The following is a 24,127-nucleotide window of genomic DNA, read 5'->3' on the forward strand; positions in this document are numbered from 1 at the left end:
TAGGTTTTAGAAGTATCGAGGCGATTTAATACGTTTGCTTTTAAAGATCTCAAACATTAGCAAGACTTCATGGGTGCCACTTGTGTAAGGTCTTAGGTCAGAAAATGGATATTCATAGGCATAACCAATTCGCAGTTGTTTGGACACTTGGAAGTCGGCAATTCCCCCCAATGCAGATGTTCTTTCATTCATTCTATACGATCCACCAATCCAAAACACATCATTGAATAGAAAATTAGCGGTTAAATCTAAAGATAGAGGTGCACCATTGGTAGCTTTCACTAAAAATGCTGGTTTGAATTTGGTTGTTGCGCCCAAATCAAATACATAACCTCCAGTAAAATAGTAGCTAAGACGCTCTAAGGCTTCAAATTCTTGCTCCCCAGTATAGTCCGTATTCAATAATCTTGGCGCAGAAAGCCCTAAATACCATCTTTCAGAATGCCAGTATGCTCCGGCACCGACATTGGGTTTCCATCGGTTTTCATAACCATAGATCACGGGATCATCAAACTCTGCAGCTCTGAAATCAGGATCTAAACTAAATCCGGTAAAACCAGCTTTTAATCCAAACGCCAACTTGGTGTTCTGACCAGTTTGAATGGTGTATGAAAAATCGGCATATAGATATTGGAAGTTTTGGTATCCCAATTCATCATTTATAAACGACATTCCCAATCCGATCTTTTCATTTCGGAGCGGTGTGTGAATGGATAGCGTTTGAGTAGTTGGCGCTCCTTCGAGTCCAACCCATTGGCTTCTGTGCAATCCCACAATACTTAATGTTTCTCTACTGCCCGCATAGGCCGGGTTGATAGAAATGGTATTGTACATATACTGTGTAAACTGTGGTAGTTGTTGTGCAACTCCCACCCAGCTTGTGAACAGTATGAAAACGATAATATTAAGCTTTACAAATTTCATAGGTTAAAATTTATTTGGTTGCAACGTAGATTGGGCCTGCAAAAGGTTTTAATCCACTATTTTTTAGATTAACTACATAATAATATGTTCCTGTTGGTACAAAGTTAGAACTTCCAACAGAAGCTTTAGATGATGTACCATTCCAATCATTTTGGTAGTCATTGGACTTATAGATCATGGCACCCCAACGGTTGAATATTTGAACTTCTACTGTAAAGTTACAGCCTTCAACACCTGTGATGGTAAAGAAATCATTTTTACCGTCAGCATATGTGGTTACCGCTTTAGAAATAATAACATCTTCAGCACCACATGGCAGTACTACACAATCATCATTCAATGTAATATCTACAAGAGTTTCGGTAGGGCAGTACTCATCAGCCACGGCATACATGAAGGTGTAAGTGCCCAACTCTAATCCATAAGGATTGAATATGCTACCATCTAAGGTTGCAGTACCGGTAACTACACTCCAAGTGCCGGTGGTGTCATAAGATCCACTCAACAAATCAAAAAGATTAAAATTCAAGTCGTCACCGTTACATAGTTCAGTGCCTGTGGCGACTATGATGTTAACTGTGCTGTCAACATTAATAGTTTGGGTGTACACAGCTTCATTTCCGCAAGTGTCAGAGACTGTCCAAGTTCTTGTTACAACATATTGTAGACTATCTTCAGTTGCGGTTGATGTTTCATTAAATTCAACCTGGATATCCTCAGAACATGCATCTTCAAAAACCAATTCTGGAACTGAAGGAATATTATCACACGTAATGTTGATTTCCTTTTCGTATTCAGTTACCAAGTTTGGCGCTGTTTGATCCATAACGTTTATGGTTTGTGTCGCCGTTGAAACATTACCACATGCATCCGTTGCCGTCCAAGTTCTTGTTACTGAATAATCACTTCCACAAGTACCAAGAGTTGTAACATCATCAAAAGTTAATGTGATGTCGTCACCACTGCATGCGTCTGCTGCAGTCGCTTGGGCGAATTCAGGTGTTTCATTACAGTCGATTGTTGATTCAGCTGGTAATGACGAAATTATTGGTCCTACAGTATCGACAATAGTGAATACAGCAGTCGTGCTCGAGGTGTTTCCACAGCCATCAGTAGCCGTAAAGGTTACGGTAGCAGATCCGGTAGCACCACAGTCATCAGAAAGACCATTGAAATCATTTGACCAAGTTACTGATGAACATTCGTCAACAGCTGAGGCGCCAGCGTTTCCGTCTAACCAATTTTGCAATTCATTTACATTTCCTGAACCATCACATTCTACAGTTAAATCAGTAGCCTGTGTTATGATTTCTGGAGCAGTCACATCTTGTATCGTATAAGTTGCTGAAGTTGATGTAGTATTGCCACATCCATCATCAACTGTAAAGATGACTTCTATAGAGGAAGAACAATCTGTAGTTGAACCACTATAGTTATTTGTCCAGATTAAATTAGTTGAACAATTATCTGTTGCGGTTGCACCTCCATTTGAGTTCAACCAATCTTCCAATGCACTATTATTAATATCACAATCAATTGTAATGTCAGATGCTGGTGTGTCAATTACAGGAGCAGTCGTATCGACCACAGAAATGGTTTGAATTTCCGTAGCAGTATTACCACATTCGTCGATTGCCGTCCATGTTCTTGTAATAGTTTTCATATTATCACAACTTCCATCTACAACTACATCGCTAAACGTAAGATCAACACCTCCACACTCATCAGAAGCCGAAGCATCGCCAGTAATTGAAGGGTCTGTAGACTCTGAACACTCAATAGTGATATCTTCCGGTACAGTAATAGATGGTGGTGTAGTGTCAACAATTGAAATGGTCTGAACACCGGATACTGAATTTCCACATTCGTCTGTAGCAGTCCATGTTCTTGAAATCACTTGTGTATTTCCACAACCTTCTACGGCTGAGTCTTCAAAAGATATACTCACATTGCCGCAAGTATCAGTAGCGGTAGCTTCACCAAATGGATCCCCAGTGCCTCTTGCAAGACCTGTACATTCCATGGTCACGTCGGCAGGTAATGTCAATACCGGTGGCGTCGTATCCACTACAGTAATGATTTGATCACCAGAAGCCGTGTTTCCAGCTTCATCAGTGGCAGTCCAAGTTCTTGTAATAACTTCTGTGTTTCCACAACCTTCTACGCTATTATCAGTAAACGTTAGTGTTGCCGTACTACAAGCATCTGTTGCACTTGCATTTCCTGTCGCTGAAGGTTCAGTTGATGTCGAGCATTCAACAGAAACATCTGCAGGAACTGTTAAAATAGGAGCGACCGTATCAATCACAGTAATGGTTTGCGTATCTTCTGTAGTGTTACCACAATCATCAGTGGCAATCCAAGTTCTGGTTATCACTTGTGCACCTTCTATACCTACGCTTGCATCTGTATATGTTACCGTCACATCGCCACAGGTGTCTATTGCTGTTGCATTCCCTGTCGCTGAAGGATCAGTTGACTCATTACATTCAACAGTAATATCATCTGGTACTGTTAACGATGGAGGTGTGGTATCTACAATGGTAATCGTCTGGACATCAGAAACCGTATTACCACATTCATCCATAGCAGTCCAAGTTCTTGTAATTACTTGTGTATTTCCACAACCTTGAACGGCTGTATCTTCAAAATTAAGACTAACCCTTCCACATCCATCGGTAGCCGTAGCTTCGCCGATTAAGTCTCCAGGACCTCTTGCATAACCAGTACACTCCAGTGTGACGTCGTCTGGCATTGTTAAAACAGGTGGTGTTGTGTCAACTACAGTAATTGTTTGAATTCCCGTGGCTACATTTCCACATGTATCGGTTGCAGTCCAAGTTCTTGATATAGTTTCGGTACTGCCACACTCAGCAACAGATACATCTTCATAGGTGATGTCAACATTTCCACAAGCTTCAGTAACTAAAGCAGTTCCAGTAGCAGTAGGGTCAGTTGAGTTTCCACACTCTACAGTTTCACTTTGAGGTATAACAAAGTTGGCTTGCAAATCAATATCAATAGTAATGATTTGAGTGCTTGTATCGGTTTGGTCACAACCATCTGTAACTGTAAATGTTCTTGTAACAACTAATGGGCATGTACCTGTAGAAGCATCGCTATAGGTAACACTTAAAATATTATCACCAATAAAAGTTCCGCCTTCAGCTAAAAATTCAGCATTACTTATCGTTACTAAGGCTTCACTATATGGCAATGAAGTTAATCCACCATTAGAAATGTCACCTGTTGTGCAACCACTAACAGAAATATCAGCTGGTGCATTAATCTCAACAGCTCCAGTGTTTTCAGTAGTAATTATAAAAGTTGCCGTAGCCGTACAGGTATTAGTGTCTGCTTCTGAAACGGTAACCGTATAAGTGCCATCAGGTAAATTTGTTAAATCTTCAGTAGTAGGACCAGGTACGCCATCAACATCCCATTGAAAGATGTAGCTACCTGAGCCACCATCAACCGAAATATCGATACTTCCATTAGTGGTGTTTGCACAAGAATTGTTTACCTGTTCTACTAAAGAAATTGTTAAAGCATCATAAACTGACACGGTTATTGGCGTTCTTGGACCGACGCAGTTAGTAGCAGGCCCTTCGGATACGTAATAAGTAAATTCTCCTACCACACTGGTGTCTGGAATTAATGAAGTTTGCCCAATTGTACTTGGATCATTATCCGTATAGTACAGCAGTAAATAATCTGGACTGGTTGCTTGGGCAGATAATTCACCAGCAGTTTCGTTTAAGCAATACGTAGCATCAGTAACTGTAGGTGAGGTTGTAATCTCTGTAACTTCAATAGTGAATATATAATTACATGCCGAGTTTCCAGGAGGAATAGCATAATAAGTGCTTATTCCTTCAGCAGCTGGAAAAGGGTTGGAGGCATTGTACTCAATAGTGCTACCGGTAATAGGGTATGAGTCATAAAACAATGATCCTTGTGGGAATTGAGCCTGAACTTCAGAAACAGGAATCGTGCTGCTCTCTAAATTACAGTAGTAGAATGCTCTTTCAGCGGTTACATCACTACAATTGTCAAGAATATATTGCTCTGAATTGATGCTTACGGTAAGAGGATCGGTATTTGGTTCACCTTCACAAACACCATCTTGCTGATAACCTTGTATTAACGGTAAGGAGTAATCGATTTTAGAAGTTGCTCCTGTTCCTGCAATATAGCCACCTAAGATGACCACCTCGGAAGAACAATTGTTGTTGACTAAAATAGTACAATCTTCAGTAGTTTTTAATTTGAAGCGAATGTCGGCAAGTAACTTCGTTAAATCCGTATCCAAAGGCAAATAAGCAATATCCCAAACAATGGAACCAGTTGCACCTTCGCTTGGATCGAAATATGGTGCAGTCGCATTAAATAAACTGTCATATTCATTAAAACTGATACTTCCAGGAACAAATTCAGAAGTAAACGGAATCGGAATGACTAATTTTGCGTTTTCAATAGGCTCTGTACCTTTATTTCTGATTTCCAAACCATATTCTATTTCATCACCTGGAAGGGCAACGTAAGGTGCATTGACCGAGTTGCCGGCAATGCTTTCTATGGATAGCAATCCTTCAGATTCAGGAATATAGGCATCTACAGCAAACGTAATATTGAAAATAATATAGGAATCCTGTGTCGATCCATATTGGAAACGTGTAGAGGTTTGATTGTTGCCTATAATGGAATTATTAAAATTATCAAGGTCGAACATGGCGATGTCCAATCCCGTATTATTCAATAAATTAGGGTTTCTTGCACCTTCAGTTCGAATGGTAGAATTAAAGAAGTTGGTCATACTATTCCCGTCGTGCTTCAAGGGTTGGTATGAATTATCACTTTGTTTTTGAATTTTAAAATAATCGCCACCAATGGATCTGTCTCCTTCACCGGCCATAAGACCTAACCTTAAATTCACAGGACCACTTTGTGTGGAATTGAATCCTACAACATCTAAAGTATGGTTTAATGTTGCGTGACCTTTAATATAAGCATGACCGTCAAAAACGGTAATGTCTCTCCATTTCATTTTTGAGTTTTCATAAACGACAACCATTCCCCAGCCACCATAATAACCGATATCATCGCCATCGCCTTCAACGAGTGCCATGTCAGCAACATGATAGACGCCGTCTTGACCATTATTTTTGACGTAATCTGTAACGTCCACATATGCAGAATACATATTATCATCAGTTCCTGATGGATAATAAATGTCATTGGCATTTGCAGTTAATTGGGTATAGCTTGTTGCATTAGGTCCCTTAATGGATACCTTTCTTTTATCGAAGGTTTTAGTAACCTGAACAATTTGGTTGTTTACCTCAACATCTTTAGTTACGGTAAATGTATCGTCAGCTCCGGCTCTTCCTGACCAGTATAATCCTGCGTAAACAATATTGGAACAGTCTGGAATAGCGCCAAACTCATCCGAAAACGTAAGGGTTGCTGAAGACGAATTTAAAGTGTTGGGATCATTGTCCACATCCACATATTTCATGTCGTCAGCGTTGTTGCCATCGTCAGAATAATTTACCAAGGTGAGGTTGGTATTACCAATCATGGTAAAATCACCTTTAACATTGTAAATCGTTTTTCCTGGCGTAAATACTGAGGAACGAGGTGTAAAAGGAACTTTCACCTGACCATAAGTAAAGTAAGCTGGGGACAATGCTAAAACCATAACCAACACGAATTGAAGTATTGGTTTTAAGTTATTTGATTTTGCGTAGTATAATTTTTTCATAGTGATAACTTTTAAAGAAGTCAGTAGGTATTATGAACGTTTATATGAACTGTAAAAGAAAATGATCTTAGGATCTGCATTCTGAAGGAATGACCTAATCTGATTTTCGGAAATAGGAAACTCACATTTTAAAAATATGTATTTTAAATTGCCAAATCCTCTAATACCATCCACATTAAACGAATTTCTCAAATCATTTACTGAACTTAAATTGATGGTAATGAGTTCAACTTGATTATAGAGAGAGTTTCCTGTAGAAACAAAATTAAACGATTGTGTATCCAGAAATTTTAAGACTGCTGGAGAGCCAACACCTTCAACATTTAAAACACCATTATTTTTAATATAAACGGTAGCATTTAAATCATATAATAGGTCATAAGGAAATGGTGAGGTTTCCGCAGAACTTCTTAGTCCATTCATTTGTGTAACTGTCTGTTCGCGATCGGACAAGTTATGGATTACATTTTCTTGAGAAAAAGAGGTGCTCGAGAAAAGTCCAATAAGTATTATCATACTTAAAAACTTTGTGTTAAATTTGGAGTTCATAGTCCTAAAAGTTTATTTAATCTAATTATTTTTTGGCTTAGGAAGCTTTTTTTGGCTACCTAAGTAATATGTTCTTATTTTAAGCTATACGTACAAAAATGGATATGCCTAAAATGAAAGTGCTTAAATATGTTGAGGGAAGAAGCATTGCATAACAATGCAGGAATGGATTCATTAACATGTTTGTGATTTGGGGTCATTTACATTAATATATTAGAACAAAGCAACAGATAAGATTCAGTTATACCAAAATTAAATGTTGAAGAGACGAAAATAATCGATAAGACGGACATATGCAACACTTTATCGATAAAAAACGCACTTAATCGAATAGAATATGAAGACAATTGTTTTGATAAGACATGCCAAATCCTCTTGGGACCACGATGTCAGTGATTTAAACCGACCTTTAAGTAAGCGAGGTTTTACTGATGCGAATTTAGTTTCCAAAGCATTTAAATCTTATAATTTTAATCCTGATGCCATTTACTCCAGTCCGGCAAATAGGGCTTTGACAACTTGTAGTATATTCATGGAAAATTTGAATATCTCTAAAGAATTGTTAGGTATCGATCATAAACTCTATGATTTTGGAGGTAATCAGGTCCGTCGTTTTATAAAATCTTTGAATGATGATTTGGAAAAAGTTATCATATTTGGTCATAATCATGCGTTTACATCTTTAGCCAATAGTTTTGGAGATGCTGACATTGATAATCTACCAACTTCAGGTTTAGTCATGATTGAATTTAACGTTGATCAATGGCAACAGGTAAGTCAAGGAGAAACCAAACTGTTTCTAAAACCAAAGGATTTTAAATAGATTAGTCTACTTTCTTGAGACATCATCATGCTCGTATAAAAAAGAAAGGACCTCTGATGCACAAAACACTAATAACTATATCTTGTAACTATATCTTGCGTAGTGACTTTATTTTGAGTTATAAATAGAATATATTTGTTGAAGATTAAATCCAGTTCACACTTAATGGTTAAAGATATAAATTCCAATACATACATCAATAGAGAATTGAGCTGGTTGCAGTTTAACGAACGTGTTCTGCAGGAGGCTGAAGATGAAACTGTTCCGCTTATTGAACGTCTTCGATTTTTAGGCATTTTTTCAAACAACTTAGACGAGTTTTTTAAGGTAAGATATGCTACTGTAAAGCGTATTGATGAAGCAGGAAAAACCGGAAAGAGTGAGTTGGGAGGTATTTCAGCAGGCGAATTATTGGAAATTATCACACAAATCGTGATCAAACAACAAAGTGATAGTCTCGACATTCTAGCAACCATACACAAACGGTTAGAAGATAAAAACATCCATATTGTCAATGAAACACAAATTGACGACTCACAGCACCGCTTTATAAAAAAATACTTTATTCAGCATGTAAGCCCAGCTTTGGTAATTATTATCTTAAGCGAATTGGTGAAACTGCCAACATTAAAAGATAGTGCGGCATATCTTGCAGTAAAAATGGTGTTTAGCAACCAAAAAAAGCAATTTGCTCTTATCGAGATTCCTAAAACATTAGATCGGTTTGTGGTGTTGCCAAAAAAAGGCCACGACAATTATATCATCATGATAGATGATTTATTACGATACTGTCTGAATGATATTTTTAATATTTTTAAGTATGAATCTGTATCAGCCCACATGATTAAAATTACTCGTGATGGCGAATTGGATTTTGAAAGTGATCTGAGCAAGAGTTTTATCGAAAAGATATCGGACAGCGTTAAACATCGACAATTAGGAGAACCTGTTAGATTTGTATATGATAAAACCATTGATGACGAAACTTTGCAGTTGCTCATGAGTATGATGGGCATAGATTCTAAAGATAGTATTATTCCTGGTGGGCGATACCATAACAGACGGGACTACATGGATTTCCCGAGTTTGGGAAGAACCGATTTGTTGTATGAGAAAATAACCCCATTACCAATCAAAGGGTTGAGCTTGGAGACAAGTATCTTTAATAATATCGCCAAAAAGGACTATTTGCTGCATACACCTTATCAGACCTTTTCCTATGTGGTCAAATTCCTAAGGGAAGCTGCCTTAGATCCAAAAGTTAAAAATATTAAAATTACGATTTACCGATTGGCACAGATTTCGCATGTGGCCAGCTCGTTGATCAATGCTGCAAAAAATGGTAAAAAAGTAACTGTAGCAATCGAGCTACAAGCGCGTTTTGATGAACAGGCCAATATTGATTATGCCGAGCAAATGCAAACCGACGGAATCAACCTTCTTTTTGGCGTTAAAGGCCTCAAAGTGCATAGCAAAATGTGCGTCATTGAACGAGAGGAAAACAACAAAATAAAACGTTACGGATTTTTGAGCACTGGTAATTTCAATGAATCCACGGCTACGCTATATACAGACTATACCTTATTCACTTCGGACCAAAGAATCTTGAAAGATGTGGTAAAAGTATTTGATTTTTTCGAAACCAATTATAGAATTTTCAGATATAAACATATTATAGTTTCGCCACATTACACTAAAACAAAATTGTTTAAACTAATTGATACTGAAATAGAAAACGTCAAAAGCGGAAAACCCGCGTTCATTAAATTGAAACTTAATAGTCTTTCAAGTTATATGATGGTGGATAAGCTTTATGAGGCCAGTAGGGCAGGTGTGAAAATCCAAATGATTGTAAGAGGTATCTGTTGCTTGGTTCCTGGTATTAAGGGTATGAGTGAAAACATAGAGGTCATCAGTATAATTGACAAGTTTTTGGAACATACAAGGTTATTGGTGTTTTGTAATAACAATGATCCAAAAATTTATATTTCTTCGGCAGATTGGATGTCACGAAATATTGAAAATAGGGTGGAAGTCACCTGTCCTATTTATGACCAGGACATTAAAAATGAACTTTTGGATGTTTTTGATATTGCCTGGAATGACAATGTAAAGGCGCGTTTATTATGTGGCACGCATGAAAACAAATACAGACATAACAATTTGCCAAAGGTAAGATCACAATTTGAGATCTATAATTATTATGCCAATAAACTACAAGATTAAACTATGTTGAACATTAAAAAATATGCTGCTATTGATATTGGATCCAATGCGGTACGCCTGCTTATTTCAAACATAATTGAACAAAAAGGAAAGCCAACCCTTTTCAGAAAAAGCTCGTTGGTACGTGTACCGATACGTTTGGGGGCTGATGTTTTTTTAAATCAAAAAATTTCTAAAGAAAATGAGCTGCGCATGGTAGACACTATGAATGCATTCAAATTGCTTATGAGATCACATAAGGTTGTTGCCTATAAGGCATGTGCTACCTCTGCAATGCGTGAAGCCGAAAATGGAAATGACATTGTAAAACTGATTAAAAAACAAACCAAAATTAAGATTGATGTTATTGATGGAGAAGAAGAAGCAGCCATAATTGCCGCTACAGATTTGAATAGTTATATAGATCATACCAAAACCTATTTGTATGTGGATGTGGGTGGTGGAAGTTCTGAGTTTTCTGTGATCCACCAAGGCAAAACAGCGGCTTCAAAATCCTTTAAAATAGGAACGGTAAGGTTGTTAAATGACATAGTTCAAAAAGATGTTTGGTTGGAATTGGAAGCGTGGATCAAACTAAACACAAAAGATTATGAGAAAATTGACCTCTTGGGATCTGGTGGAAACATCAATAAGATCTTCAAGATTTCAGGTAGGGCTGTCGGCAAGCCGCTAACGTATTTCTATTTAACATCTTACTACAACATGCTCCAAACCTATAGTTATGAAGAGCGGATTACAGAGTTGGACCTTAACCAGGATAGGGCTGACGTGATCATTCCTGCTACCAGAATTTATCTTTCTGCGATGAAGTGGAGCAGTGCCAAGTATATTTATGTACCAAAAATCGGACTTTCTGATGGTATTGTCAAAAGTGTCTATTTTGGTACGGTTTCAAGTGTAAACTTGGTATAAATTAGCCGTTTATCTTCTTTTTATTGTTACATATCTAATATTTCATTAGAATAATAATTTTCAATATATATTCACAGCCTCAAATCATGAATTATGAAAAAACTATTTACACTCTTACTTATCGGAGGTATGACAACCTTGTCATTCTCTCAAGACATTAATTATGGGGTCCACTTTGCTACCAATGTCTCTAATATGGATTATGAAGTGGATGGGATCCGTCCCAATCCGCATAGAAACGGTTTTGTTTTTGGTGCCTTTGTCGATTTTAGATTGACAGAAAATCTTGCAGTTATGACAGAGCTTCAATATTCTCCGGAAGGTGCCAATTTACAGTATTATAAAACGGATTATCTCAACCTTCCAGTGATATTGAACTACAATATTTTTGGTGGATTTAAGATTGGTGTTGGACCACAAGTGGGTCTGAAAATTCATAAGCATCAGGACGGTTTTAAGAACCTTGTATTCTCAGGTGTAGGACTTGCCGAGTATATGATTACCGATGAGATTGGCATCGATTTTCGTTATATATACGGGATTTCGAACGTATTTGATGACGAATTGAACCTTAAAGCCACACAAGGTGTCATGCAATTTGGATTTACGTATAGACTTTAAAATCACTTCTTATAGATTAAATGAACGAAGCTCCAATAATTATGGAGCTTTTTTTTTCTCTATTGGGTTTTAATACCCCGAGGATTGCTTGGATTTAAAAGACCATTTTTTATGCATAATTAGAGAGCTTGACCGCCGTGACAGTCGGACGCGGACTGAGATTTTTGAGTTTTTTTATTCTTACTTGCTGTACAAAAGGCGTTATATTTTAAAAACGCCTAACCATGTATTGTTTCACCTTTACTCAAGTTTTTCATAATTTCTGCTTCATAATCCAAAAGTTCATTCCATTTTTGATCGACTTCTTTTCTGTCGCCATACTGTCTGGCAAAACCTAAAAACATCGTGTAATGATTGGCTTCACTGACCATCAGTTTTCTGTAAAATTCGGCCAATTCCCTATCTTCCAATTCCTCTGAAAGCAGTCGAAAGCGTTCACAGCTTCTCGCTTCAATTAATGCGGCATAAAGCAGTCTATGAACCAGTTGTGTGGTTCTACTACCACCTTTTGGAAAAAATTTCAGCAATTGCACAACGTAGTCATCTTTTCGATCTCTACCCAAGGTCCAGCCGTTTTCAATGATTCTGTCATGCACCATTTTAAAATGGCTGATTTCTTCTTTTACCAAAGCCACCATTTCCTGAACCAGTTCCGTATATTCTGGGAAACTAACAATCAGCGAAATGGCGGTACTTGTCGCTTTTTGTTCGCAATAAGCGTGATCTGTTAAGATGTCTTCTATATTTTTTTCAACAATATTGACCCAACGTGGGTCTGTAGGCAATTTTAATCCAAGCATAATTTTATTTATAAGTTTAAAACCTGAGGTTTCATTTAATATTTAATAATGATTTTTTGTTTTTAATAATCTAACCGCGTTCTTCAATTAGGTTAAGTGATTGTAGACCATATAGATCGACGGACATTCTGTACAGCTTATACGCATTGTTTTTAGGATTGATAAAAGCAATGTCCAATTTAATGTCGTCAACAGTTGACAGCTCCTGGTTTACCCAGGCATGTTGCAAAGTAGCGCTGTCCCAAAACCGATCTGTATCAATTGCTTTAAATTGTTTTGCCGAAATATGGGTTCTGAAAACATCTTTAGATGCCTTGGAAATAATGATCTCTGATTCAAAAACACGTTGATAGTTCAACGCTTTCAATTTGGGGTCTGTAGTGCTGGAGACTAAAATTTGTTCATCTAATAATGAATAATTTTTGATGCGAACATTGGTACTGTTTGAAATAATAGTGTCCGTCACTATTTCAACATAAGCTTCAGGATGATAGTTGACATTCTCCAAAACTGTGTTCTTCAGATTGAATTTAGAAATGGCACGCTCTAAGGCTTCTTTTTTGGTTTGTCTGCCATCGCAACTCAAAAAGACCATTGAAATTAAGGCAAGTAATAACAGTGAGTTTTTCATATGTCGTTATATTTTAAAACCTTCAGAGCTTTAAAAATCTCGCAGGTTTTGACGTCAGATTTTTGGAATTTGTACATGTTGAGTAGAGAAATCTTAAAGTTAAAGATCCAATCCAAAGGTTCTTTTCAAAAGCTCAATATTTGGATTTTTTTCTTTTAATTTCTCGTATTTTTCTAAGGGCGTAAAAGCATATTGTTTTGCGATTTCCTCATTGACATCAACGTGTAAAGTTAGATCAAAATTCTTAACTGTCTTTCTGAGATGTTCCATCAACGGAAACTGGGCACGTTCAAGCTCAATTTTCAAAGATTCGTTTGGGAATTCGACATGTATTTCGGTGCCTTTCAATTTGGGTTTGCTCATTTCCAAAATAGATACCATGATCTTTTCTCCCTTTTGATCTAAGGATTTGATATAGTCCTCCCAGGCCTTATGAAAAGCTTCAGTGGTGAATTTTTCTTTTGGTAAATCGTTAGGGTCAATGACCACCTCCATTTGTTTGATGAGATGCTCTTTTTTAGCCCTAATACTTTTTAAGGAAAGACCAGAAGTGCGTTTCGGATCGGGTTTCAAATCGATTTTAGGAATCACCTGTTGAGCCAATGGATTTGAATTTTCCTTTGTGATGGTTTTCGAATCTGCCTGAATGGGTTCAGCCACCTTGTCGCTGATTGGGGCTTCTTTTTTGGGAAGCGTTACAGCAATAGGGGTGATGCCTTTTGTTTTAAAATATGAGGCAGGAATTATGTAGTGACTGCTATTTTTTTTTTCTCCATCAAAAGTGATAGAGGCAAGCTGCATTAGAGTGAGTTCAACGAGTAGACGTTGGTTTTTACTGCTTTTGAATTTGAGATCGCAGTCATTGGCAAGTTCGATGCCTTTCATCAGAAACTCATAGGAGGCTTTTCTGCACTGCTCCATGTATTTCACTTTGGTGTCTTCGCCAACTTCAAGAAGTTCTACAGTCTGTTCATTTTTACAAACCATTAGGTCTCTAAAATGCGAAGCCAAACCTGCAATATAATGATGTCCATCAAAACCTTTTGATAACGTGTCATTGAACAAAATGAGTAATTCAGGAATTTTATTCTCTAAAATTAAGTCGGTGCTTGTAAAGTAGGTTTCGTAATCGAGGACATTCAGATTCTCAGTTACAGCCTGTCGCGTTAAGTTTTTACCTGAAAAACTGACTACTCTATCAAAAATAGATAGTGCATCACGCATGGCACCGTCAGCTTTTTGAGCAATGATGTGGAGGGCATCATCTTCGGCATCAATCCCTTGTTCTTCGGCAATGTATTTTAAATAGTTTTTAGCGTCTTTAACAGTGATACGCTTAAAATCAAAGATTTGACAACGCGACAAAATCGTCGGGATGATTTTATGCTTTTCGGTAGTTGCCAGAATGAATATACAGTGTTTAGGTGGCTCCTCCAACGTTTTTAAAAATGCATTAAAGGCTGCTTGGGACAGCATGTGCACCTCATCAATAATATAAACTTTATATTTTCCAACTTGTGGTGGAATCCTAACTTGGTCGGTCAAACTCCTGATATCGTCTACCGAGTTATTGGAAGCAGCATCCAGTTCAAAAATGTTGAAGGCAAAATCTTCGTCTTCTTTTTCTGTACCATCACTATTGATCATTTTAGCCAAAATACGCGCGCAGGTCGTTTTACCAACGCCACGGGGACCGGTAAACAATAAGGCTTGTGCTAAATGATGATTCTCAATGGCATTCATCAAAGTATTGGTAATAGCCTGCTGGCCCACAACATCCTTAAAGGTCTGTGGTCTGTACTTGCGTGCCGATACTACGAAATGTTCCATTGTTTATGCTGAATTCAGTCGTGCATTTCAGAATGCAAAACTTGAAGTAACAAAGTTAAAAATTCGGTTCTAATAAAGGAACTACATCCTATGATATTAGGATTAGTTATTAACAAAAGAGTTATGAGTTATGAGTTCGGAGTGCCAAAAGTACTTAAAGTTGATAGCAAAGACGAATTTTGATGAATTAGAGAACTTTCAACCACTTAAAATTTTAAGTCTCACAACTTTATAGACTTAAAACTTTACCCTAACTTTGCACTTAAGTAAATCGCCTTATCGCTGAATGTTCAACTTGATTGAACATCTTATATTTTGAATTGAAAGATTCTATTATGAGATCCCCGCTTTCGCGAGGATTTGGAGGAAAGTCCGAACACCGTAGTGCAACATAATGGCTAATGGCCATCGGTCGTGAGATCAGGAAAAGTGCAACAGAAAGTATGTACAGGTCAAGCTGTAGTGAAACCAGGTAAACTCTATGTGGTGCAATGTCATGTATACCAACGTTCCATCCCGATAGTTATCGGGATCGGGAGAGGGCGGCACGCTCGATTGTTGGAGGGTAGACAGCTAAAGTGTACTGGCAACAGTGCATTCAGATAAATGATAAGGCCACTTTTTATTTAGGAATTTATTTTCCAAAATAGAAATGGACAGAATTCGGCTTATAGATTTGCTTACTTAAACAGGCTCTTTGTTAATTCAAAGAGCTTTGTTTATTTAGTGAAACCCATATTCCAAAAGCCGAAGGCGCGTTGGAATATGTTGGTTGAACTAATCCCGCATTTTTTGCGGGATCGAGACCCATATTACAAAAGTCGAAGGTGCATTAGAATATGTTAGTTGTCCTGATAGCTATCTCTTTTCAGCGGGATCTTCAGGTTTAATTCCCCGAGGCTCTGCCTCGTTTTGTATTTTTTTTTTGAATTTGAATACCTTGTGGGTCGCCCGTGCCAGTCAGACGGGCTCCGAGGTCGTTTAATATAGTTTTGATTTATCGGAGTGTTTTCTATTCAACTTTCTCAAAGAAACTAAACGAACTACTCCCATAATTTTTGGAGTAACTAAAATGTGGCAATTGTGAAAGGTCCATCTGTTCGGCGTGCTCCACAACCAAAAGGCCATCATTTTCTAAGAGCTCATTTTGGAATACCAGTTCAGGAATTTTAGAAAATTCATCCAAACTAAAGGCATACGGTGGGTCAACGAAAATAACATCGAATTTAAGCTTAGTAGTTTCCAAAAATTTGAAAACATCACTCTTGACCGTTTTGATAGGCATTTTAAATTGATCTGCAGTAGCATTGATGAATTTTATACACCCAAAATCTTCATCTACACAGGTAATGTTTTCTGTGCCTCTGGAGGCAAATTCATAACTGATGCTTCCTGTGCCGGCAAATAAATCGAGCACTGAAATTTCATCAAAATAGAATAAATTGTTCAGAATGTTGAAAATGGCTTCCTTGGCCATATCCGTAGTAGGACGTACCGGTAGCTTTTTTGGTGGTGTGATACGTCTTCCTTTAAATTGACCTGAGATAATTCGCATTAGTTGAAACTGTTTAAAATAAGGGTGTGCTGATGTCTTAAACTTGTCTCATCAGTATTGTTATAGGTATAATTTTTTGAAGGCCCATCAAATTCCACATATCTGATATAGGTGTAAAGCATTTGATATAACTCATCATCTTTCACAATGTTACCGGTCAATTTGATAATAACGGTTTCAGTATTCAGTTTTAATTGCTCAATGGAGAAGAGAATAAAATAGATAAAATCCTCTTTTGTGAAATATTCAAAGGTATTGTAAAGTTGAAATTGTCCTTTTTTCATCACTACCATTTCAAAATGCAAAGGTTCTACGTTGATATAAATTTTATCGTCGTGAGAATCTTCTTCATTCTTTAAAATTTGTTCCAAAAAAATAGTGGACGCATGTTTGTATTCAAATTCACCATAAAGATCAAATAAATAATTATTGATATTGATATAGGGCACAAATACATTAATGCTATCAATGGCTTCAATTTTATCGTGTGAAATAAAATCGGTTGTTAATATTTTTGAACTGAACTTTAGATAATCGGCGGCATTTTGTTCTTCAAAAAACTCTTCGGGAACGAAATTGGAAAGTTCATTTTGAAAAAGCACTAAAATACTATCAAAATGCTGAGAGAGCAGTGGCTCATTCGAGACGATGCCCTGCAATTTCTCCAAGACAGCTTCTGGCGTTAATTTACTATTAAAGTCAGTACGTTTTAAATACTCAACTTCGGAGTCAGAACTATTAAGTATACAAAAAGAAAGTCCACTCAAACTAATTTGAATGGACAGTTTTTTAAGATTTTTTACTTCCAATTTATTGATCGGTTGAATAGTTCTTTGGCCAGTTTCCAATCGTTTTAACTTCATCCATAGAACCTACCATAAGTTTTGGTCCGTTAACCCCATCAACAGAAACCACTTGTTTTTCCTTTGCGATGAGATTCTTGTCTTCGCCATCAAGTAGGATAGCTTTATCGACGCTAGCTTCAAATACAGGTATGTTGTCTAAAAACCCAGCTTTCAAATCAAATTTTGCACCTGGCTTTCCTACCGGTACATTCATCATTGTCTTATATCTTGTATCGGCACCAAATAAAGAATCTTTTATAGAGACGAAGTTTAAGGTATCAATAATGACAATGTCTTTTGTCATTGTGACACCACCAAATCGCCTTGTCATTTCCTCGTCCACAATGGTTGAGTCTCTACGTTGTGTGATTGTAAATTTAGCAGTATCAATAAATTTTACTAAATCGTCAAAATTATCTGTAAACTTCCCGTTAACTTGCTTGTAAGCTAATTCAGCATCTCTAATGTCTTTTAATTTTTCAATAACAATGTGGTAGCGCTTTTCCTTAAGTTCATTGAATTGGATCTCTCCATAAACGGACATGAAGGTACTGTAGCCAAGAAATGCAATAATTCCCCAAAGTAAAATGTGTAGAATTGGCTTAAAGTTTTTAGGTACAAATTTGTCTATCAACCAAACGATTCCAATCGTGAGAAGGATAACAATTACAATAGCAAGAATTACTGTTAGCATAGTTTGTGTGTTTATTTTTTATAATTGGTCTAACGCAAATCTACAATTTTTTTTAATTCACGAAAACCAAACCTAATAAAAATGATGTAATAAAAAAATGAATTTAAAATAAATTAGTTCTACTTGTCAAAAAGTTTGTCATAAAGTTACAACAATTCTTTATATACCTTACCTTTCCGTTTTATAAAAATGACTCATCTCAACATGAACGCCTCCGAATTTTATAAACATTTAAAGCAAAAATTTCCTTTTGAACCTACATTAAAACAAAATATCGTCCTTGATCAGCTGTCAAATTTTGTTTTTAGCACCGATTCCAATCAATTATATCTTTTAAAAGGATTTGCCGGTACCGGAAAAACAAGCATTATTGGTACCTTGGTTTCCAATTTATGGCATATTAAAAAAAGTGCAGTTTTGATGGCACCAACTGGAAGAGCGGCCAAGGTTATTTCCAACTATTCAGGAAAGGAAGCCTTTACCATCCATAAAAAAATATATTTCCCAAAAAAAGATAAGGGCGGCGGTGTCAAATTTGTAATGCAGCCCAATAAACATCGCAATACCATATTTATAGTTGATGAAGCCTCCATGATACCTGATGCGCCGTCGGATTCAAAGTTATTCGAAAACGGAGCGTTGTTGGATGATTTGATGCAGTACGTTTATTCTGGTCACAACTGCAAATTACTCTTGATTGGGGACAAAGCGCAATTGCCACCCGTAAAATCTGAATTAAGTCCGGCGTTGGATAGTGTGCAACTCAATCTTAACTACAACAAAAACGTCATTTCCATCGAATTGGACGAAGTTGTGAGGCAAGAGCAGGATTCTGGAATATTGATGAATGCCACAAACCTACGTGAAGTATTGGAAGGCGAATTTTACGAATCATTCAAATTTGAGCTCAAAGGCTATTCGGATATTGTGAGATTAATTGATGGCTATGAAATTATGGATGCCATTAACGATGGGTATTCAGACCAAGGTCATGAAGAAACCGCCATTATTGTAAGAAGTAATAAGCGCGCAAATTTGTACAACAAGCAAATTAGGGAGCGCATTTTAAACAATGAAAATGAACTCACTGTTGGCGATTTTCTAATGGTGGTAAAAAATAACTATTTTTGGGTCAAACCTACTTCAGAGGCTGGGTTTATCGCAAATGGCGATATCATCCAAGTTCTGGAAATTTTCAGTTTGCAAGATCTGTATGGTTTTAGATTCGCTGAAGTGAAAGTGCAAATGGTTGACTATCCGAAAATGTCGCCATTTGAAACGGTCCTGCTATTAGATACTATTGAATCGGAATCACCATCATTGCCATACGAAGAATCCAACAGATTGTATCAAGAGGTTCAAAAGGATTATGAAGATGAAACTTCCAATTATAAAAAATTTTTAAAAATCAAGAATAACAAACATTTCAATGCCTTACAAGTCAAGTTTTCTTACGCGATAACCTGTCATAAATCTCAAGGGGGGCAATGGCATACCGTTTTTGTGGAACAGCCCTATTTGCCAAATGGTATTGATAAAGATTACCTGAGATGGCTCTATACCGCGATTACAAGAGCGAAAGAGAAATTATACTTGATTGGGTTCCCAGAAGAATTTTTTGTGTCTTAAACTGGTTGTAAGAGCCATAGACGAGTTATTTATTATGAGGTTCTTGATTTACGTGATTAAAAACTTCAACTATCTCATAAAATTGATAACTTTATAAATTATTAATTAATCAAAAAACTTTTGGGGTGTAGGGATCATGACAGAAACCATTATTAGTATTTGTCTCGGAATAGGATTGGCTGCCTCAGTTGGGTTTAGAGTTTTTTTACCATTATTTGCCCTCAGCTTGGCATCTTATTTTGATGTGTGGGAACTTAACTCATCGTGGCTTTGGATTGGCAGTCTGACTGCAGTTGTTACTTTTGGCGTTGCCACATTAATTGAGATTTTGGCTTATTATATTCCATTGGTTGACAATTTACTCGACACTATAGCTATTCCATTGGCCACCATTGCGGGTACCGCTGTTATGGTTTCTACTGTGGCCGATTTAAATCCTGTCGTTACTTGGGCATTAGCCATTATTGCGGGAGGTGGAACAGCAGCTGCCATCAAAAGTACAGCAGGAGCATCAAGAGTGACTTCAACGGTCTCAACGGCAGGATTCGGAAACCCGTTAATCTCAACTGTTGAAACAGGAGCCTCGTTAATCATTTCCATCTTTTCCATATTTCTACCTCTAATTGCTTTTGTCTTAGTTATTTTTGTTTTGTTTGTCATTTTCAAACTTTATAAAAAGATTAAACATTCCAATCTATAAATACTTTAAAAAGCTTTATTTTTGGAAGGAAATCCTTGACCAAACATGAAGATAATTTCAATGATTCCGGCACGTTACAGTGCCACACGTTTCCCAGCCAAATTGATGAAGGACTTAGCGGGCAAAACCGTTATTCTTAGAACTTACGAAGCAACCGTTGCCACCAATCTTTTTGATGATGTGTTCGTTGTGACCGATAGCACTATTATTTATGACGAAATTGTAAATAATGGAGGAAAAGCCATCATGAGTAAAAAAGAGCATCAGTCCGGTAGCGATCGTATTGCAGAAGCTGTGGAAGACCTTGATATAGACATTGTTGTCAATGTACAGGGTGATGAACCTTTCACCGAGCGGGAAAGTTTAGAGAAGGTCCTGGGCGCTTTTAAAGATGACTATCAGAAAGAAATTGACTTGGCATCTTTAATGGTTGAAATTCACGATTGGGATGAAATCAGCAATCCAAATACGGTAAAGGTTATTGTCGATCAAAATAATTTCGCACTTTATTTTTCGAGAAGTCCAATTCCATATCCAAGAGATAAAGAAGCCGGCGCACGCTATTTTAAGCATAAAGGTATTTATGCCTTTAGAAAGCAGGCGCTTCTTGATTTTTACAAATTGCCGATGCAATTCATTGAAGCGACTGAGAAGATAGAATGTATCCGTTATTTGGAATATGGCAAACGAATTAAAATGGTTGAAACACATGTGGAAGGTGTTGAAATAGATACACCCGAAGATTTGGAGCGCGCAAAACGTTTATGGAAATAGATTATAGCAACATAAAAGTAATTGGCTTTGATGCTGATGATACCCTCTGGGTCAATGAAACCTATTTCAGGGATGCTGAACTTGCATTTGCAAAACTAATGGCACCTTATGAAACAGCGAATAAGATTGATCAAGAGCTTTTTAAAAGACAAATAGAGAATCTGCCCTTGTATGGTTACGGAATCAAAGGATTTATTCTGTCCATGGTCGAAATTGCCTTGGAGCTGTCCAACAATTCTGTAAGCAATAGTACTGTTGAAGCCATCCTAAATATAGGCAAGGACATGCTCAACAAACCAGTTCATCTTTTAGATGGCGTAGAGGAGGTTTTGCATACATTATCCTTAGACTACCGATTGATAGTTGTGACCAAAGGTGATCTGTTGGATCAGGAAAGAAAATTGGAGAAATCTGGGCTAATGGATTACTTCCATCATATTGAAGTGGTCAGTGACAAACAGGAAGCTAATTACTCTAAGTTATTGAACCATTTGGATGTAAAACCTTCTGAGTTTTTAATGATAGGCAATTCTCTGAAATCAGATATATTACCTCTCATAAATATCAAAGCACGAGCTATTCACATTCCTTTTCATACGACTTGGATACATGAACAGGTTAAAACCAACAAGCTGGATAATAAAAAATTTCAAACGGTATCGGGAGTATTGGATGTTCTTTCAATATTGAACAAAACCCGAAAAACAAAAGTTAAGAATAAAAAAAATGATTTATAAGAATTATCCAATGGTGTCCAGGGTTGTTTTTGGACGTGGCAGTTTCAATCAATTAAGTGATATTTTGTCACCGAAAAGATTAAACGTTAAGGCACCTTTTATTTATATAGTAGATGATGTTTTTAAAGGAAATGCTTGGTTGACTTCGAGAATTTCCTTGGCTTATGCCGATCAGTTGATTTTTATTTCTGCGGACGAAGAGCCAAAAACATCTCAAGTGGACGAATTGGTGGAGCAAATTATTTTATCCCATAAAGATAGGCCTTCTGGAATTATTGGAATAGGAGGAGGAACGATATTGGATTTAGCGAAGGCAGTGGCCATTATGCTCACTAATCCTGGTGAATCTAAGGATTACCAGGGGTGGGACTTGGTAAAAACGCCTGCCATCTATCATGTTGGTGTGCCTACCATATCAGGAACAGGAGCAGAGGTGTCAAGAACTACAGTGTTGACAGGGCCAGAAAAGAAATTAGGCATCAATTCTGATTACACGCCATTTGACCAAGTAATTTTAGATCCAGAATTGACTAAAGGTGTGCCTAAAGATCAATGGTTTTATACAGGTATGGACTGCTATATCCATTGTGTTGAATCGCTAAACGGCACCTATTTAAATGCATTTAGCCAGAGTTATGGAGAAAAGGCACACGATTTATGTAAAGAAATATTTGTTGATGGTGACGGAACAGAAGAAGAACTACAAGATAAATTAATGATGGCTTCGTGGCATGGTGGAATGAGTATTGCCTATTCTCAAGTTGGCGTAGCGCATGCCATGAGTTATGGGCTTGGTTACCTTTTAGGAACGAAACATGGTATAGGCAATTGTATTGTTTTTGATCATTTAGAAGAGTTTTATCCAGAGGGTGTTGCTTTGTTTAAAGAGATGAAAAAAATACATAACATTGAGATTCCGCAGGGAATTTGTTCACAATTGGACGACTACGAGTTTGATATTATGATTGATGTCGCTATGGGATTGGAGCCACTTTGGGAAAATGCTATTGGTAAAAACTGGAAGAAATCTATCACGAGAGAAAAATTGAAAGCCTTATACCAAAAAATGTAGCATGAAATGGTTATCCAAGTTTATATATCTGAAGATTTTAGGTTGGCGCGTTGTTGGTAATGTCACAATGTCAAAAGACACCATTAAAAAAGCTGTCATTATTGGGGCACCCCACACCAGTTGGCATGATTTTTATATTGCACTTTTAATGCGGCAGGTGATTGGGATAAAATCGAATTTTGTAGCAAAAAAGGAACTTTTTAAATGGCCCTTTAAGTATTATTTTAAAGCTATCGGCGGTGCAGCGTTAGACAGACGTCCAGGACAAAACAAGGTAGAAGCCATTGCCAAGTTGTTTGAAAATAGAGAGGAATTCAGGTTGGCACTGTCACCAGAAGGCACTCGAATGAAAGTTGAACAGTGGAAAACCGGCTTTTATTATATCGCTAAAAAAGCAAATGTGCCCATTATCATGTTTACCTTTGATTTTGAACACAAGCAAAACATGATTTCAGAACCATTTTATCCTACAGATGACATGGAAGCTGATTTCAACTATATGCGCAGTTTTTTTGAAGGGGTCAAAGGCAAAGTTTCATCGTATTCATAAAATTCTCATTTTTCAAAGTCAAAGCGTCCAAACACTTCAGCTTGGCATGCAATTTGAATAGGGATTAATGCATCGGACTAATGAAACATACAGTAAACATTTTTTGTCCCTAAAAAGAAACATTAGTTAATTGTGCGTCCCAAAAGCTATCTTTTTTAAAAGGTAGCTTTTTATTTTAATCAAGATAAAACCGTCTTTATAAAATTTACGTATAGATTAATGAAGTAAAAGCTATTAATAAGTGTTAACTTTCTTTTGATTGGAAAATCATTGCTATGAGAAAGTGGAAGGCCAACAAGAAATTGTTGGTCTTTTGTTTTATATGATCAGAAATCATGAAAGACAGTGCTGTAACTATTCTTCAGAGGACTCCTCCATAGTATGGTATACGTTCTGAATACCTTACTAGTGTCGATATCCACTGTGTATATACGGGATTAAAGATTTTATAATTTGTATTAGTTCGTTATTAGTTCGATTTCAGTCGAAAA

The 24,127-nt window shown here is 37.0% G+C and carries 19 protein-coding genes and 1 other RNA gene; 11 read left to right on the plus strand and 9 right to left on the minus strand.

Annotation, left to right across the window (positions count from 1 at the left end; genetic code table 11):
- Positions 1-6: 6 nt before the first annotated feature.
- The 3 genes from J4051_RS13915 to J4051_RS13925 are packed head-to-tail and all read right to left on the minus strand — an operon-like array spanning position 7 to position 7,204.
- Positions 7-924 carry a PorP/SprF family type IX secretion system membrane protein gene (locus J4051_RS13915; protein WP_208234487.1) on the minus strand — a complete coding sequence of 306 codons (918 nt, stop codon included), beginning with the start codon at positions 922-924 and terminating at the stop codon, positions 7-9.
- A 10-nt stretch (positions 925-934) separates the two neighbouring features.
- Complete coding sequence (locus tag J4051_RS13920; RefSeq protein WP_208234488.1) at positions 935-6,688, minus strand: T9SS type B sorting domain-containing protein; 5,754 nt, start codon at positions 6,686-6,688, stop codon at positions 935-937.
- 30 nt (positions 6,689-6,718) lie between these two features.
- Positions 6,719-7,204 carry a hypothetical protein gene (locus tag J4051_RS13925; RefSeq protein WP_208234489.1) on the minus strand — a complete coding sequence of 162 codons (486 nt, stop codon included), beginning with the start codon at positions 7,202-7,204 and terminating at the stop codon, positions 6,719-6,721.
- Positions 7,205-7,574: 370 nt separating this feature from the next.
- Here J4051_RS13925 and J4051_RS13930 point away from each other — a divergent pair, with 370 nt between their 5' ends.
- The 4 genes from J4051_RS13930 (at position 7,575) to J4051_RS13945 (ending at position 11,819) form a co-directional block, all read left to right on the plus strand.
- A complete protein-coding gene (locus J4051_RS13930) occupies positions 7,575-8,060 on the plus strand; it encodes a SixA phosphatase family protein (RefSeq protein ID WP_208234490.1) in 486 nt (161 codons plus the stop codon).
- A gap of 165 nt (positions 8,061-8,225) precedes the next feature.
- Positions 8,226-10,286 (plus strand): polyphosphate kinase 1, encoded by a 2,061-nt coding sequence (ppk1, locus tag J4051_RS13935; protein ID WP_208234491.1) that lies wholly within the window; start codon positions 8,226-8,228, stop codon positions 10,284-10,286.
- A gap of 3 nt (positions 10,287-10,289) precedes the next feature.
- Entirely contained in the window at positions 10,290-11,198 is a 909-nt protein-coding gene (locus J4051_RS13940) for a Ppx/GppA phosphatase family protein (RefSeq protein WP_208234492.1), read from the plus strand.
- A 93-nt stretch (positions 11,199-11,291) separates the two neighbouring features.
- A complete protein-coding gene (locus J4051_RS13945) occupies positions 11,292-11,819 on the plus strand; it encodes a porin family protein (protein WP_208234493.1) in 528 nt (175 codons plus the stop codon).
- A gap of 218 nt (positions 11,820-12,037) precedes the next feature.
- Here the strand turns inward: J4051_RS13945 and miaE are convergent, their stop codons facing one another.
- The 3 genes from miaE to dnaX form a co-directional block, all read right to left on the minus strand.
- Positions 12,038-12,619, minus strand: a complete 582-nt coding sequence (gene miaE, locus J4051_RS13950) for a tRNA-(ms[2]io[6]A)-hydroxylase (RefSeq protein ID WP_208234494.1) — start codon at positions 12,617-12,619, stop codon at positions 12,038-12,040.
- Positions 12,620-12,689: 70 nt separating this feature from the next.
- A complete protein-coding gene (locus J4051_RS13955; RefSeq protein ID WP_208234495.1) occupies positions 12,690-13,250 on the minus strand; it encodes a hypothetical protein in 561 nt (186 codons plus the stop codon).
- A gap of 99 nt (positions 13,251-13,349) precedes the next feature.
- Positions 13,350-15,080 carry a DNA polymerase III subunit gamma/tau gene (gene dnaX / locus J4051_RS13960; RefSeq protein WP_208234496.1) on the minus strand — a complete coding sequence of 577 codons (1,731 nt, stop codon included), beginning with the start codon at positions 15,078-15,080 and terminating at the stop codon, positions 13,350-13,352.
- Between the two features lie 325 nt (positions 15,081-15,405).
- Between dnaX and rnpB the strand changes: the two genes are divergently transcribed.
- An RNA gene (gene rnpB / locus J4051_RS13965) (RNase P RNA component class A) lies at positions 15,406-15,767 on the plus strand.
- A 325-nt stretch (positions 15,768-16,092) separates the two neighbouring features.
- Here the strand turns inward: rnpB and rsmD are convergent.
- The 3 genes from rsmD to J4051_RS13980 are packed head-to-tail and all read right to left on the minus strand — an operon-like array spanning position 16,093 to position 18,174.
- On the minus strand, positions 16,093-16,635 hold the full coding sequence (gene rsmD, locus J4051_RS13970) for a 16S rRNA (guanine(966)-N(2))-methyltransferase RsmD (RefSeq protein WP_208234497.1): 543 nt from the start codon (positions 16,633-16,635) through the stop codon (positions 16,093-16,095).
- Positions 16,635-17,498 carry a DUF3822 family protein gene (locus J4051_RS13975; RefSeq protein WP_236027448.1) on the minus strand — a complete coding sequence of 288 codons (864 nt, stop codon included), beginning with the start codon at positions 17,496-17,498 and terminating at the stop codon, positions 16,635-16,637. The genes rsmD and J4051_RS13975 overlap by 1 nt, the downstream gene beginning before the upstream one ends.
- Positions 17,446-18,174: a hypothetical protein gene (locus J4051_RS13980; protein ID WP_208234498.1), complete on the minus strand. Its 729-nt coding sequence runs from the start codon at positions 18,172-18,174 to the stop codon at positions 17,446-17,448. The genes J4051_RS13975 and J4051_RS13980 overlap by 53 nt, the downstream gene beginning before the upstream one ends.
- A 204-nt stretch (positions 18,175-18,378) precedes the next feature.
- Between J4051_RS13980 and J4051_RS13985 the strand changes: the two genes are divergently transcribed.
- From J4051_RS13985 to J4051_RS14010, 6 genes are all read left to right on the plus strand, one after another.
- Entirely contained in the window at positions 18,379-19,803 is a 1,425-nt protein-coding gene (locus J4051_RS13985; RefSeq protein ID WP_208234518.1) for an ATP-dependent DNA helicase, read from the plus strand.
- Positions 19,804-19,936: 133 nt separating this feature from the next.
- Positions 19,937-20,503, plus strand: coding sequence for a DUF4126 domain-containing protein (locus J4051_RS13990; protein WP_208234519.1), 567 nt, complete (start codon positions 19,937-19,939; stop codon positions 20,501-20,503).
- A gap of 45 nt (positions 20,504-20,548) precedes the next feature.
- Positions 20,549-21,277 (plus strand): 3-deoxy-manno-octulosonate cytidylyltransferase, encoded by a 729-nt coding sequence (gene kdsB, locus J4051_RS13995; protein ID WP_208234499.1) that lies wholly within the window; start codon positions 20,549-20,551, stop codon positions 21,275-21,277.
- Complete coding sequence (locus J4051_RS14000; RefSeq protein ID WP_208234500.1) at positions 21,268-22,014, plus strand: HAD family hydrolase; 747 nt, start codon at positions 21,268-21,270, stop codon at positions 22,012-22,014. Before kdsB ends, J4051_RS14000 begins: the two co-directional genes overlap by 10 nt.
- The gene (locus J4051_RS14005) at positions 22,004-23,086 is read left to right on the plus strand and encodes an iron-containing alcohol dehydrogenase family protein (protein WP_236027450.1); all 1,083 of its coding nucleotides are present in this window, start codon (positions 22,004-22,006) and stop codon (positions 23,084-23,086) included. Before J4051_RS14000 ends, J4051_RS14005 begins: the two co-directional genes overlap by 11 nt.
- Before the next feature lies 1 nt (position 23,087).
- Positions 23,088-23,636 carry a 1-acyl-sn-glycerol-3-phosphate acyltransferase gene (locus tag J4051_RS14010; RefSeq protein WP_208234501.1) on the plus strand — a complete coding sequence of 183 codons (549 nt, stop codon included), beginning with the start codon at positions 23,088-23,090 and terminating at the stop codon, positions 23,634-23,636.
- Positions 23,637-24,127 lie beyond the last annotated feature (491 nt).

This window comes from Gelidibacter pelagius (assembly GCF_017581925.1).
Classification (GTDB): domain Bacteria; phylum Bacteroidota; class Bacteroidia; order Flavobacteriales; family Flavobacteriaceae; genus Gelidibacter; species Gelidibacter pelagius.